The organism is Streptomyces sp. NPDC040589 (genome assembly GCF_055594445.1).
In genome coordinates, this window is record NZ_JBVIWP010000008.1 from 15,228 (window position 1) to 28,917 (window position 13,690).

The 13,690-nt window shown below is 72.1% G+C and carries 13 protein-coding genes; 8 read left to right on the plus strand and 5 right to left on the minus strand.

Features of this window, described 5'->3' with window-relative positions:
• Positions 1-83: 83 nt before the first annotated feature.
• The gene (locus ACZ58V_RS30065) at positions 84-674 is read left to right on the plus strand and encodes a hypothetical protein (RefSeq protein ID WP_468194309.1); all 591 of its coding nucleotides are present in this window, start codon (positions 84-86) and stop codon (positions 672-674) included.
• Positions 675-699: 25 nt separating this feature from the next.
• Here the strand turns inward: ACZ58V_RS30065 and ACZ58V_RS30070 are convergent, their stop codons facing one another.
• The 4 genes from ACZ58V_RS30070 to ACZ58V_RS30085 are packed head-to-tail and all read right to left on the minus strand — an operon-like array spanning position 700 to position 4,051.
• A complete protein-coding gene (locus ACZ58V_RS30070) occupies positions 700-1,653 on the minus strand; it encodes an alpha/beta fold hydrolase (protein ID WP_471294291.1) in 954 nt (317 codons plus the stop codon).
• Positions 1,654-1,705: 52 nt separating this feature from the next.
• Positions 1,706-2,479 carry an enoyl-CoA hydratase/isomerase family protein gene (locus ACZ58V_RS30075; protein WP_471293849.1) on the minus strand — a complete coding sequence of 258 codons (774 nt, stop codon included), beginning with the start codon at positions 2,477-2,479 and terminating at the stop codon, positions 1,706-1,708.
• Entirely contained in the window at positions 2,476-2,889 is a 414-nt protein-coding gene (locus tag ACZ58V_RS30080) for a Zn-ribbon domain-containing OB-fold protein (protein ID WP_471293851.1), read from the minus strand. The genes ACZ58V_RS30075 and ACZ58V_RS30080 overlap by 4 nt, the downstream gene beginning before the upstream one ends.
• Position 2,890: 1 nt before the next feature.
• Positions 2,891-4,051 carry a lipid-transfer protein gene (locus ACZ58V_RS30085; RefSeq protein WP_471293854.1) on the minus strand — a complete coding sequence of 387 codons (1,161 nt, stop codon included), beginning with the start codon at positions 4,049-4,051 and terminating at the stop codon, positions 2,891-2,893.
• Between the two features lie 123 nt (positions 4,052-4,174).
• Here ACZ58V_RS30085 and ACZ58V_RS30090 point away from each other — a divergent pair, with 123 nt between their 5' ends.
• Entirely contained in the window at positions 4,175-5,827 is a 1,653-nt protein-coding gene (locus ACZ58V_RS30090) for a FadD3 family acyl-CoA ligase (protein ID WP_471293856.1), read from the plus strand.
• Here ACZ58V_RS30090 and ACZ58V_RS30095 read toward each other — a convergent pair.
• Positions 5,770-6,696 carry an SMP-30/gluconolactonase/LRE family protein gene (locus tag ACZ58V_RS30095; protein ID WP_471293859.1) on the minus strand — a complete coding sequence of 309 codons (927 nt, stop codon included), beginning with the start codon at positions 6,694-6,696 and terminating at the stop codon, positions 5,770-5,772. The genes ACZ58V_RS30090 and ACZ58V_RS30095 overlap by 58 nt on opposite strands.
• A 152-nt stretch (positions 6,697-6,848) precedes the next feature.
• Between ACZ58V_RS30095 and ACZ58V_RS30100 the strand changes: the two genes are divergently transcribed.
• The 6 genes from ACZ58V_RS30100 to ACZ58V_RS30125 all read left to right on the plus strand — a co-directional run bounded on the left by ACZ58V_RS30100 (position 6,849) and on the right by ACZ58V_RS30125 (position 13,568).
• The gene (locus ACZ58V_RS30100) at positions 6,849-7,127 is read left to right on the plus strand and encodes a hypothetical protein (protein WP_471293862.1); all 279 of its coding nucleotides are present in this window, start codon (positions 6,849-6,851) and stop codon (positions 7,125-7,127) included.
• Positions 7,127-7,522: a hypothetical protein gene (locus tag ACZ58V_RS30105; protein ID WP_468194330.1), complete on the plus strand. Its 396-nt coding sequence runs from the start codon at positions 7,127-7,129 to the stop codon at positions 7,520-7,522. Before ACZ58V_RS30100 ends, ACZ58V_RS30105 begins: the two co-directional genes overlap by 1 nt.
• Positions 7,523-7,711: 189 nt before the next feature.
• Positions 7,712-10,705, plus strand: coding sequence for an SARP-family global regulator AfsR (afsR, locus tag ACZ58V_RS30110; RefSeq protein ID WP_471293865.1), 2,994 nt, complete (start codon positions 7,712-7,714; stop codon positions 10,703-10,705).
• Between the two features lie 230 nt (positions 10,706-10,935).
• Positions 10,936-11,121: a hypothetical protein gene (locus ACZ58V_RS30115; RefSeq protein ID WP_468194336.1), complete on the plus strand. Its 186-nt coding sequence runs from the start codon at positions 10,936-10,938 to the stop codon at positions 11,119-11,121.
• A 276-nt stretch (positions 11,122-11,397) separates the two neighbouring features.
• Positions 11,398-12,651 (plus strand): amidohydrolase family protein, encoded by a 1,254-nt coding sequence (locus ACZ58V_RS30120; protein ID WP_468194338.1) that lies wholly within the window; start codon positions 11,398-11,400, stop codon positions 12,649-12,651.
• A gap of 14 nt (positions 12,652-12,665) precedes the next feature.
• Positions 12,666-13,568: an LLM class F420-dependent oxidoreductase gene (locus tag ACZ58V_RS30125; protein ID WP_468194340.1), complete on the plus strand. Its 903-nt coding sequence runs from the start codon at positions 12,666-12,668 to the stop codon at positions 13,566-13,568.
• Positions 13,569-13,690 lie beyond the last annotated feature (122 nt).

Genomic DNA, 13,690 nt, shown 5'->3' on the forward strand with positions numbered 1-13,690 from the left:
CACCACCCAAGACGCTACGCCGGGTACGCACCGGTCGCCACGCGGTGACATGACCGTGACAGGCGATCACTAGGCTCCCGGCCATGCGGATACGGGGGCGCGGGCTCAAGTTCACAGCGGTGCTGGTCCTGGTGGTCCTGGCACTGACCGGCTTCTCGACCGGCCGGGGCCGCGGCGGCGGCCACGGTCACGGCGGCGGCAGCGGCGGGGGCGGGTGCAGCAGCTCCAGCCAGGACCACGACAGTTCGAGGTCGTCGACGTCGGGCGGCGGGTACGGCGGCGGGTCCTACGACTCGGACGACGACTCCTACGGGAGCAGCGGCGGCAGCTCCTACACCCGCAGGCCGAACCACGGCTCCACGCCGACGTCCTCCGCCGGATCCGGCAGCCGCAAGGCGCTGCGCGACGGCACGGCGAAGCTGGTGAGCTGCGCGACCCCGGCCCGGCCGTACGCGACCGTCGAGGTCGGCAACCCCAACGGCCGCGAGGCCGACTTCTCCGTCTCGGTCACCTTCGAGGACGCGCAGGGCATCACCGTCATCGACCGGTACGGGGACGTCACCGTCCCCGCGAACGGCAAGGCCACCGTCGACGTCCAGGTGGGCGGCGGCACGGGCCTGGCCGACTCGGTCGACCACTGCGAGGTCGACCGCCAGGCCCTCGTCGACGACTGACGGGAACGACCGACGGGACCGGGGCTCAGTCCCGCAGTTCCGTCAGGAAGTCGATCAGTACCTTGTTCACCTCGGCGGGCCGCTCCTGCTGCGTCCAGTGGCCGCAGCCCGGCAGCACGACCGGATCGCGCCGCAGGTTCGGCATCAACCGGGGCAGGGCCTCGATCAGTTCGGGCGTGCCCGGGAAGGCCGGGACCAGGTCGCGGTCGCCGTACACGTACAGCGCGGGCGGGGACACGACCGCGCCCTGCCACGGGGCGGTCAGCTCCCAGTTGCGGTCCAGGTTGCGGTACCAGTTCAGCGCGCCCGTGAAGCCCGGCTCGAAGCTCTCGGTGAGGGTGTCGAGGTCCGCCTCGGTGAGCCAGTCGGGCAGCACCTCGGGGTTCGGGGCGTCCGCGAGCCAGCCGCGCCCCAGATCCTCGACCAGGGCCTGCTCGGGACGGCCGGCGTCCGGCGCGTCACCGGAGGCGGAGTACAGGAGCTTGCGCAGGGCGGTGCGGGTGTCGGCGGCGAACTCGGCGTCCGCGACGCCGGGCTCCTCGAAGTAGTTCCAGTAGAAGTGCCCGCCGAACCGCTCCCGCATGGTCTTGAGCGGCGGCTGCGCACCACGGAAGGGCGGCGGCACGCTCAGCCCCGCCACCCCGCGCATCACGTCGGGCCGCAGCAGCGCGGTGTGCCAGGCCACCGGCGCCCCCCAGTCGTGCCCGACGACGAACGCCCGCTCCTCGCCCAGCGCGTGGATGAGCCCGACCACATCGCCCACCAGGTGGAGGATGCTGTACGCGGACACGTCCTCGGGGCGGTCACTGCCGCCGTACCCGCGCTGGTCGGGCGCGACCACCCGGAAACCGGCCTCGGCCAGCGGACCGAACTGGTGCCGCCAGGAGTGCCAGGACTCCGGGAAACCGTGCAGCAGCACCACGAGCGGGCCCTCGCCCTGCTCCGCGATGTGCAGTTGTATGCCGTTCACGTCGATCATCCGATGCTCAACCACGGTTCGAGCATACGCGTGTATGAGTAAACGACTTTTACTACCGCAACCGGTACGCACGCCCTCGGCCGGCGAACAGCCGGTCCTGCCGCTCACCCGCCATGTTCCCGAGCGCGATGAGGTGCGGCGCCTGTGCGAACCCCTGCTCCCGCCCCGCCGCACCCGCCGCCCACAACGCCCGCACCGTGCCCTGCACGGCCTCCGTCGGATGCCCGGCGATCACGGCCGCACACGCGATCGCGGCCGCCGGCGCCCCGCCCTCCGGGGCGAGTTCGGACACCAGCCCGACCTCGTACGCCCGCCGCGCCGAGATCCGCTCAGCCGTCCCCGTCAGCACCATCCGCGCGACCTCCCCGTACGGCATGCGCTGCGTCATGAGGACGGACTCGTAGGCGCTGACCATGCCGTAGGTGGTGTGCGGGTCGAAGAAGGAGGCGGTGGTGTCGGCGACGATGAACTCCGCCTCGCCGAGCAGATAGAAGGCACCCCCGCAGGCCATCCCGCGCACGGCGGCTACGACCGGCTTCCACAGGTCGTTCGCCTTCGGCCCGATCCCGAGCAGCGGATCGTCCTGCGCGAACGGCGAGTTCGGCTGCGGCACCACGGCGTCCCGGTCGATGCCGGTGCAGAAGGCACGCTCCCCGGCCCCCGTGAGCACGATGGCCCGCACGGTGTCGTCGAACCGCAACTCCCGCCAGACGTCGGCGAGTCGGTCCGCCATCTCCAGGTCGATCGCGTTGAGCCGGCCAGGCCGGTTCAGGGTGACGACGGCTACCCCGCTGTCCTTGTCCGCGCTGACGAGCACACTGCTCATGACCGCTCCAGGACCCACCGCGGCAGGCCGTCGTCGAAGAGGACCCGCACCCGGGCACCGATGCGGAGCCGTCCGGCGGGCACGGAGTCGATCGCCGCGCCGGGCTCCGCGACCAGATTGCCGACGAGCCGGACGCGCGGCGCCTCGTCCAGCTCGACGACGACCACGTTGTACGGCGCCAGCTCCGCGTAGCCGGGCAGCAGCGGCGGATGCGGAACGACGTACGACCAGATGCGGCCGCCACCCGAGACGAGGCGCCACTCGGACGCGAAGGACTGGCAGTGCGGGCAGCACGGCCGGGGCGGGAAGCGGAGTTCGCCGCATCGGGCGCAGGCCTGGACGCGCAGCTCGCCCCGGGCGGCGTACTCCCAGAAGGGGGCGCCGTCGGGGTCGGTGACGGGACGCAGCATCTCAACTCCTCAGCAGAAGGGCGGAGGTCGGCACGCCTTCGCCCGCCGTGACCAGACAGACGGAGGCGTCCGGCACCTGAGCGGTACTGGTCCCGCGCAGCTGCTTCACCCCTTCGTTGATGAGGTTGAAGCCGTGCACATAGGCCTCGGACAGCCCGCCCCCGCCGGTGTTCACGGGCAGCGGCCCGCCGGTCTCCAGCGCCCCGCCCTCGGTGAACGCCCCGCCCTCACCGCGCCCGCAGAAGCCGTAGCCCTCCAGGGAGAGCAGGACCAGGGGAGTGAAGGCGTCGTAGATCTGGGCGACGTCCACGTCCTCGGGGGCCAGGTCGGAGTGCTTCCACAGATGCCGGGCGGCGCTCCAGGCGGGGCCGGTGAGGGGGTCGTCGTTCCAGTAGTTGACCATGCCGTGGTGCTGGGCGGGGAGCGACTGGGCGGCGGAGTGGACGTAGACGGGCTTGCGCCGGCAGTCCCGGGCCCGCTCGGCGGAGACGACGACACAGGCCAACGCCCCGTCCGTCTCCAGGCAGTTGTCGAAGAGGCAGAGCGGCTCGCTGACCCAGCGGGACGTCATGTACATCTCGCGGGTGAGGGGCCGGTCGTACATGATCGCGGCGGGGTTCTGGTTGGCGCGGTTGCGGCAGGCCAGGGCGACGTTGAACAGGTGGTCACGGGTGGCCCCGTACTCGTGCATATAGCGCCGGGCGAGCATGGCGATCTCGTCGACGGGCCTGAGCAGCCCGTACGGCCGGGTCCACTGGGCCGGAGTCGGGAGCTGGACGGTGGTGTTGGTCCAGGGCCGGGGCCCGCTGCCCCGCTTGCGCGACCGCCAGGCGACCCCGACGTTCGCCTGCCCGGCCGCGACGGCCGTGGCGAGATGGGCGACGGTGGCGCACGAACCGCCGCCCCCGAAGCCGACCTTGCTGAAGAAGGTGAGGTCCCCGAAGCCGCAGGCCTTGGCCAGCTCGACCTCGTCGGTCTCCTCCATGGTGTAGGAGGCGAGGGCGTCGACCTCGCCGGGCGCGATCCCGGCGTCGTCGAGCGCGGCCAGCACGGCCCGGCAGGCCAAGGTGCGTTCGTCTTCGGGGAGTTGCTTGGCGAAGGGGGTCTGGCCTATCCCGACGATGGCGGTGGCGTCCTTGAGGCTCCCCGATCCTGCTGGCATGGTGCGCGCACCTCCGGGCCCGAACGACGGACGGTCGCTGACAGGTCGTCAGATTACAGCTAATCTGACGGGCAGTCAGCTATGAGGTCAGCGGTGAGGTCCGGCTACTGCTGGAGGCGTGCGGTGCGAGCGGATACGGCATGGGAGAGCGTTCCGGACCTGGTCCGGTCGGCGGCCGAGCGGTACGCGGACGTCGAGGCGGTCGTCGAGGGCCGCACCCGGATCACCTACGCGGAACTGGGCGCACGCGTGGAGCGCGCGGCGGCGGCCTGCCTGGCGAACGGGGTCGGGCCGGGCGACCGGGTCGGCGTCTGGGCGCCGAACACCCTCGACTGGATCGTCGCGGCTTTGGGCGCGGTGTCGGCGGGAGGGGTCCTCGTCCCGCTCAACACCCGCTTCAAGGGCGCCGAGGCGGCGGACGTCCTGCGGCGCGGCGGGGCGCGGCTGCTGTTCGTGACGGGCACGTTCCTCGGCACCTCGTACGTGGCCTCGCTGCGCCGAGCGGCGGGAGAGGGCCCGGGCACCGGCCCGCTGCCCGGCCTGCCCGCCCTGGAACGCGTGGTCGTACTCTCCGAGGACGCCCCCGCCGACTTCCTCGCCTGGAAGGACTTCCTGGCCAGCGGGGAGGGGGTGGGGTCGGCGGACGTGCGCGCGAGGGCGGACGCGGTCGCCGGAGCCAGTCCCTCGGACATCATCTTCACCTCGGGCACCACGGGCCGTCCCAAGGGCGCGGTCATCACCCACGCCCAGACGCTGCGGGCGTACGACATCTGGAGTGAGCTGGCGGGTCTGACCGAAGGCGACCGGTACCTCATCGTCAACCCCTTCTTCCACACCTTCGGCTACAAGGCCGGGGTCATCGCCTGCCTGATGCGGGGCGCGACGATGATCCCCCAGCCGGTGTTCGGCGTGAACACGGTCCTGGCCAACATCGCCGCGGAACGGGTGTCGGTGTTGCCGGGCCCGCCGACGCTCCTCCAGTCCCTCCTGGACCACCCGGCCCGCGACGCACACGACCTCTCTGCCCTGCGCCTGGTGGTGACCGGGGCGGCGGTGGTGCCGCTGCGGCTCGTCGAGCGCCTGCGCGCGGAACTCGGCATCGGCACGGTCCTGACCGCGTACGGCCTCTCCGAAGCGGGCGGCGTCGTCACGATGTGCCGGCGTGGCGACGACCCGACGGTGATCGCGTCGACGTCGGGCCGGGCGATCCCCGGCACGGAGGTACGGGTCGTCGACCCCGAGGGGGGCGGGTCGCTGGGCCCCGGCGCGCCGGGCGAGGTCCTGGTCCGCGGCTTCAACGTCATGACCGGCTACTACGAGGACGCCCCGGCCACCGCCGAGGTGCTCTCGGAGGACGGCTGGCTGCGCACGGGCGATGTCGGCGTCCTGGACATCGAGGGCAACCTGCGCATCACCGACCGCCTCAAGGACATGTTCATCGTCGGCGGCTTCAACGCCTACCCCGCCGAGATAGAGCAGTTGTTGGGCCTCCACCCGGACGTGGCGGACGTGGCCGTGATCGGCGTACCGGACGCCCGGCTCGGGGAGGTCGGCAGGGCGTATGTCGTCCGCCGGCCGGGCGCGTTGGTCACGGGCGACGACCTGATCGCCTGGTCACGCCGGGAGATGGCGAACTACAAGGTCCCGCGGGCGGTGGAGTTCGTGGCGGAACTGCCGCGGAACGCGAGCGGGAAGGTCCTGAAGGGGGCGCTGCGGGCTCAGGGTCCGGCCGGCGGCAGGGGCGGGGTCCCGGTCACGGACATGACGAGGGAGTAGAGGGTGGTGTCGGCGGCGATGAACATCCGGTTCCGCCGGGCGCCGCCGAACCGGATGTTGGCGACGGTGCCGGGGACCAGGACGCGGCCGAGGAGGGTGCCGTCGGGGTCGTAGCAGTGCACGCCGCCGTGCATGGCGCCGGCCCAGAGCCGCCCCTCGTCATCGAACCGGATGTTGTCGAAGCTGCCGTTCGCGCACTCGGCGAAGACGTCCCCGCCGGTGAGGGTCCCGTCGTCCTGGACGTCGAAGACGCGGATGTGGTTGGCGAGGCTGTCCGACACGTACAGCCGGTGCTCGCCGGGGTCGAACACGAGCCCGTTGGGCCCCTGGAACCCTTCGGCCACCAGCCGCACCTCACCGCTGCCCGGGTCGACGCGGTAGACGTTCCGGGCGCCGATCTCGCTCTCGCCCCGATGGCCCTCGTAGTCGGTGGCGATCCCGAACTCGGGGTCGGAGAACCACACCGACCCGTCGGACTTCACGACGGCGTCGTTCGGGCTGTTGAGCCGCTTCCCCCGGAACCGCTCGGCGATCACGGTGACCGACCCGTCGTGCTCGGTCCGGGTCACCCGCCGATTGCCCTGCTCACAGGTGATGAGCCGGCCCTGCCCGTCGAGGGTGTTGCCGTTGGGGTACCCGGCGGGGGAGCGGAAGACGCCGACGGCCCCGGTGGTCTCGTCCCACCGCAGCAGCCGGTCGTTGGGAATGTCGCTCCAGAGCAGATACCGCCCGGCGGGCACGTACACGGGCCCCTCGGCCCACCGGCACCCCTCGTACAACGCCTCCAGCCTCGAGTCCCCGGCCTGACACCTGCCGGTCCGGAACCGCTCGTCGAGGGTCTCGTACAACTGGGGTTGCTCGCCGGGCATACGGCCGCCTCCACGATCGATCCGACTGGTGCTGATCTGCCGGACCCACTATCGCGCGCTGCCGCAGTCCATGTCCGGACTGACACCCGATGGCCGGGGCCGCACGGACCTCCGCCAGGACGGAGACGCCCCGGAGCGGTATGGTAAGTGGTATGGCAACGAAGAAGTACACCGTCACGCTGCCCGAGGAGCTCGCCGAGGAGATCCGGCAGGATGTCGGATCCGGCGGCTTCAGTGCCTATGTCACGCGGGCCATAGAGCGTCAGCGTGAGCGGGACCGCCTCGGTGAGCTGGTGGCCCGGCTGGAGGAGGAACACGGCTCCGTCACCGACGGCGAGCTGGCGTCGGCAGAGGCTGAGCGCAGGGAGTTCGAGCGCCACTTCACGGAGCAGGGTGCTCCGGCCGGGCAGCAGCACCGGAAGGCGAGCTGATGCTGCCGTCCTGTTACGTGCTGGACTGCGAGGCGTTGTCACGAGCCGTACTGGGTGATCGGGCGATGCTCGCGCGACTCAAGGACGCCCACCGCTCCGGCATCCGCGTCGTGACCAGCTCCATGACGCTGATCGAGGCCTACCACGGCCGCGTGCAGCGTGCGGCCTGGGCGTGGGCCATGTCGCGTGTCGTCGTGGAACCCGTGACGCGGGACGTCGCCGACGCCGCTGTCACGCTGCTCCAGGACACGGGGCTGCACGGCCACAAGTACGCGATCGACGCGGCCCTGGCGGTGATCGCAGGGCGGCAGGCCGGGGGCGTGGTGCTCTTCACGTCCGATGAGGACGACATGGGAAAGCTGTGCGGGGCGAGCGTGCGAGTCGTCGCGTTGTAAGGGAACCTCGAGGGTTCGGGAGGTCATCGAAGCCCCGGCAGCGAGTGGCGTCGCTGCCGCTTGCGGAGAGAGTGTGCGGACCTTGTGGACTCCCGTGCGTCGCCCTGTGATCGGTGCCCCCCACGGCTGACGTATCCGCCCTGCACAAGGCAAACTGGCGTGGTTGCTCAGGATGTCTAGGGGGACTGCATGGACGGTGTACCGGACGGTGTGCCGCGCGTACCGGAGCAGCGGCGTACCGACTCCTCACCGAAGTCACCGAAGTCGGCGGAACCGGTGGCCTCGACGACGCTGCGCTTCAGCGTGCTCGGACCGGTGCGCGCCTCGCGCGGCGACGAGCCGATCACCACCGGCTCCCCCCAGCAACGCGCCCTGCTCGCCGCCCTGCTGCTGCGTGAGGGCCGTACGGCCACGGCGGCGGAGCTGATCGACGCCCTGTGGGGCGAGGAACCGCCCTCGCAGGCCCTGGCGGCGCTGCGGACGTACGCCTCCCGCCTGCGCAAGGTGCTGGACCCGGGCGTCCTGGTCAGCGAGTCCGGCGGCTACGCCGTACGCGGCCTCGCCGACGGCGCCCTCGACCTGGCCGTCGCCCAGGACCTCGCGACCGAGGCGGAGAAGGCCCGGTCGGCGGGCGACCTCTGTCACGCCCGCGACACCCTGCGGCGCTCCCTCGCCCTGTGGGACGGGGAGACCCTGGCGGGCGTGCCGGGCCCGTACGCCGAGGCGCAGCGCGTCCGTCTGGAGGAGTGGCGGCTCCAGCTCGTCGAGTCCCGCCTGGACATGGACCTGGAGCAGGGCTGCCACGCGGAGGCCGTCTCGGAGCTCACGGCCCTCACCGCCGACCATCCCCTGCGCGAGCGGCTCCGCGAGCTGCTGATGCTGGCGCTGTACCGCAGCGGCCGTCAGGCGGAGGCCCTCGCGGTGTACGCCGACACCCGGCGCCTGCTCGCCGACGAACTGGGCGTGGACCCACGCCCCGGCCTGAGCGAGCTGCAGCAGCGCATCCTCCAGGCCGACCCGGGCCTCGCCGAGCCCTCCTCCCCGGCCGCCGAGCCCGCCTCCGTCCCGGTGCGCCCGGCCCAGTTGCCGGCGACGGTGCCGGACTTCACCGGCCGCTCCGCCTTCGTCCGCGAGCTCGGCGACATCCTGACCGCCGCCGAGGGCCGGGTCATGGCGGTCTCGGCCCTGGCAGGGATCGGCGGCGTGGGCAAGACGACCCTCGCCGTGCACGTGGCCCACCTGGCACGCACGGCCTTCCCGGACGGGCAGCTGTACGTCGACCTCCAGGGCGCGGGCGCCCGCTCGGCGGACCCGGAGACGGTCCTCGGCTCCTTCCTGCGCGCCCTCGGCACCGCCGACTCGGCGATCCCCGACTCCCTGGAGGAGCGCGCGGCGCTGTACCGCTCGGTCCTGGCCGGCCGCCGCGTCCTGGTGCTGCTGGACAACGCCCGCGACGCCGCCCAGGTACGCCCCCTGCTGCCCGGCACGGACGGCTGCGCCGCGCTGGTCACCTCCCGGGTGCGGATGGTGGACCTGGCGGGCGCCCACCTGATCGACCTGGACGTGATGTCCCCGGACGAGGCGCTGGCGCTGTTCACGAAGATCGTGGGCGAGGAGCGGGTGGCGTCCGAGCGGAAGGCCGCCCTGGACGTGGTGGCGGCCTGCGGCTTCCTGCCGCTGGCGATCCGCATCGCGGCGTCCCGTCTGGCGGCCCGCCGCACCTGGACGGTGTCGGTGCTCGCGGCGAAGCTCGCCGACGAACGCCGCCGCCTGGACGAACTCCAGGCCGGCGACCTGGCCGTGAAGGCCACCTTCGAGCTGGGCTACGGCCAGCTGGAGCCCGCCCAGGCCCGCGCCTTCCGCCTGCTGGGACTCGCCGACGGCCCGGACATGTCCCTCCCGGCCGCGGCCGCGGTCCTGGACCTGGGCGTCGAGGACACGGAGGACCTCCTGGAGTCCCTCGTCGACACGTCCCTGCTGGAGTCGGCGGCCCCCGGCCGCTACCGCTTCCACGATCTCGTACGGCTCTACGCGCGTGCGTGCGCGGAGCGCGACGAGTGGCCGCCGAGCGAGCGCACGGCGGCGGTGTCGCGGCTGCTGGACTTCTATCTGTCGTCCGCGGCCGGGGTGTACGCGATCGAGCGGCCCGGTGACCGGCTGGTGGACCATCTGGAGCCGACCGCCTATCCGGGGCTGCGGTTCGACAACCGGCACGCGGCGCAGGACTGGCTGTACGCGGAGGCCATCTGTGTCCTCGCGTGCGTACGGCAGTCCGCGGGGCAGCCGGAGACGCTCCCCCGGGCGATCGATCTGCTGTGGGCCGCGCACGACCTCTCCGAGTCGGGCGCCAACTCCCGGGAGTACGAGGCGACGGCCACGGCGCTCCTGGAGGCGGCCCGGCTGCACGGCCTCGGGCGGGCGGAGGCCCGGGCGCTGACGACGCTCGTCAGCGTCCACCATGTGAGCGGCCGTTTCGAGCGGGCGGACCAGGAGGCGGAACGGGCCATCCTCCTCGCCCAAGAGGCCGACGACCTGCTGCCCGTCTGTTGGGCCCGCAACGCGCGCGGCATCATCGCGCTGTACCAGAACCGGCACGAGGACGGCGAGGAACACCTCTCCCGGGCCATCGAGCACTTCCGGGCCCTGGACAACCGGCCCGGCGAGGCCGCCGCGCTGTGCAACCTGTCCCGGATCCATCTCGCGACCGGGCGGACCCAGAGCGCGGTCGCGCTGGCCCAGGAGGGCATCGCCATCTACGACGCCATGGGCAACTCCCTGCGCGGGGCCAACGCCCGCTACGCCCTCGGCCTCGCCCTCACCCAGAGCGGTGAGCTGGGCAACGCGGCCGACCGGCTCCAGGAAGCGGTGGAGGTGTTCCGCGACAGCAGGCAGCGCCTCTGGGAGGGCATGAGCCTGTTCCGGCTGGCCGAGCTGGATCTCGCCGCCCGACGACCCGCGCAGGCCGCCTCGCACGCCGAGAGGGCCCTCACCGTGCTCCGCGGCATCGGCGGGGAGTGGCGGCGGGGCAACGTCCTCACCGTCCTCGGCCGCGCGCTCAGCGGCATCGGGCAGACGGGCAGGGCCCAGGTCTGCTGGCAGGAGGCGGCCGGGATCTACGAGGAGCTGGGCTCGCCCGAGGCCGCCGAGGTGCGCGCGTTGCTGTCCCCGGTGCAGGCGGCCTGACGACAGCTCCCGGGGCCGGCCGGTCGCGTTCATCGTTCGTTTATCGCCGCACGCCATGATTGACGAAGTCGATCCGTCGCGTCGGGGGGCAGACGGGTCACCGCACTGGGCCTGGCACCTCAACATTAGGGTGAACGGCCCAGGCGGGCCCGCCCGGTCACCCTCGGGGGAGTGACCGGGCGGGCCCGCGGACCTCAGTACTCGACCCACGCCAAGGAGAGTTGACGATCATGGGCGACGAGCTCAAGCCGCAGGACCTGCACGCGACGGACGCGAAGGCCGGCGAGGTGTCGACGGAGGACCTGCACGCCACGGACGAGGGCGCGGTGAAGAAGCAGGACCTGCACGCCACCGACGAGCCGCTCGAGACGAAGGACATGCACGCCACGTCGGAGCCCTTCAAGCCGACGAAGTAAGCCACTCCCACACGGGGTTCGGCCGCGGCGGCGCGGAGGGGGAGCCGTCGCGGCCGATGCATGTCCAAAACCGTTCATCCGGTTGCCGCGGGCTCGTCTCCCGCCGATCAGGTCCTCCAGTGCCCCGAGGTGCGCAGTCTGCCGCGCTTCACCGCCCAGGACGTGTTCCGGGAGCCCGACCGAATGATCGCGGGGATCCGGGCGGCCCTGACCGCCTTGGGGCCGTCGCCCGTCACATAGCTGACGATCCGTCAGATCGGCGCTACCGTGAGCGCCATGGACACCCACGACAGCTCGTTTCCGCTGATCATCTCCGTGGACGACCACACCGTGGAGCCCGCGACCGTCTGGCAGGACCGGCTTCCGGAGAAGTACCGGGACGTCGGACCCCGTGTCGTCCGTGCGCCCGTGAAGGAGATGACCTTCCTCGGCGGGCGCTTCAAGCCCGTGATGGGGCGGCCCGGCGACGACGGCCCGGTCGGTGACTGGTGGGTCTATGAAGACCTCCGCCGTCCTCTGACCCGCCTCGACACCGCCGTGGGGTACGACAGGGACGAGATACGCCTCGAAGTCATCACGTACGAGCAGATGAGGCCCGGTTCCCACGACGTCCCGGCCCGGCTCGCCGACATGGATGTCAACCACGTCCAGTCCGCCCTGTGCTTCCCGACCTTCCCGCGTTTCTGCGGCCAGACGTTCACCGAGGCCAAGGACCACGAACTGGGCCTGCTCTGCGTCCGGGCCTACAACGACTGGACGCTGGAGGAGTGGTGCGGCCCGGACGCGCACGGGCGGCTCATCCCTCTGCCCCTCATCCCCCTGTGGGACGCCGAGCTGGCGGCGGCCGAGGTCCGGCGCAACGCCGCGCGCGGGGCCCGTGCCGTCGCGTTCTCCGAGATACCGCCGCACCTCGGGCTGCCCTCCATCCACACCGACGCCTGGGACCCCTTCCTCGCCGCGTGCGCCGAGACCGGCACGGTCATCGCCATGCACATCGGCTCCTCCAGCCGTATGCCGTCGACCTCCGCCGACGCCCCGCCCGCCGTCGGCTCCACCATCACCTACGCCAACTGCTGCTTCTCGATGGTCGACTGGCTGATGAGCGGCAAGTTCGAGCGGTTCCCGGGCCTCAAGGTCATGTACGCCGAGGGGCAGATCGGCTGGATCCCCTACATCCTGGAGCGGGCCGACGTGGTGTGGGAGGAGAACCGGGCCTGGGGCGGCGTCGCCGACAAGGTGCACCGGCCGCCGTCCGAACTCTTCGCCGAGCATGTCTACGGCTGCTTCTTCGACGACGCCTTCGGGTTGAAGAACCTCGACTCCATCGGCGTCGGGAACGTGCTCTACGAGACCGACTACCCGCACTCCGACAGCACCTGGCCCAAGTCCCGCGAGGTCGGCGAGGCGCAGATGGGGCACCTGGCGCCGGAGGTCGTGGAGCGCATCGTGCGGGGCAACGCCATCGAGCTGCTCGGGCTCACGGACGAGGGCCTGTGGCCGGGCCCGGGCGGCGGCGGTGGTGCGCGGTGAGCCTGCGGTACGGGATGCAGCTTCCCGTCCAGTCCCAGAGCACCCTCTACGCCGAGCCCTGGGAGGCGGAGGCCGGTCCCGAGGACCTGCTGGAGATCGCCCGCGCCGCCGACCGGTCCGGCTTCGACTACCTCGCGAGCTGCGACCACGTCGGCATCCCGCGCCGGCTGGCCGCCGCGATGAGCACCATCTGGTACGACCCCGTCGCCACGCTCTCCTTCCTGGCCGCCACCACCGAACGCGTCCGGCTGCTCAGCCATGTCGCGATCGTCGGGCTGCGGCACCCCCTGCTCACCGCCAAGCAGTACGCCACGCTCGACCACCTCAGCGGAGGCCGGCTGGTCCTCGGGGTCGGCGCCGGGCACGTCCAGGAGGAGTTCGAGGCCCTGGGCGTGGACTTCCACCAGCGCGGGGCCGTGCTCGACGAGTGCCTCGACGCCCTGCGCGCCGCCCTCGGACCCGACGAGTTCCCCGAGCACCACGGCAAGCTGTACGACTTCGAGGGACTCGGTCAGCGGCCCCGCCCGGCGCAGGACCGCGTCCCCCTGTGGGTCGGCGGCTCCTCGCCCGCCGCCGTACGACGGGCCGCGCTCAAGGGCGACGGCTGGCTGCCGCAGGGCGATCCGAGGGACCGGCTGCCCGGGCAGATCGCACGGATCCGGGAGCTGCGCGAACAGGCCGGTGTGCGGGGGCCGTTCACCGTGGGCGCCATCACCGAGCCGCTCTACGTGGGCGCGCCCCGCTGGGACGTGGGCCGCAGGACCCTCTCCGGCGGTCCGCAGGAGCTCGCCGAGTCGCTGCGGGCCTACCGGGCGATGGGCGTGCACCAGATCCAGGTGCGGTTCCGGAGCCGTAGCCGCAGTGAACTGACCCATCAGATGGGCGCGTTCGGGACGGAGGTGGCTCCCCTGTTGTAAGAGCGCCGGGGGAGTGCCGTGCCCCTGAAGCAGGAGTACGGCATCGCGGAGACCTGTCTGACAGCCAGACAATTCATTCTTGAAACTTCGAACAACTTTCGTCCCGGCCACGTACGTAAGGG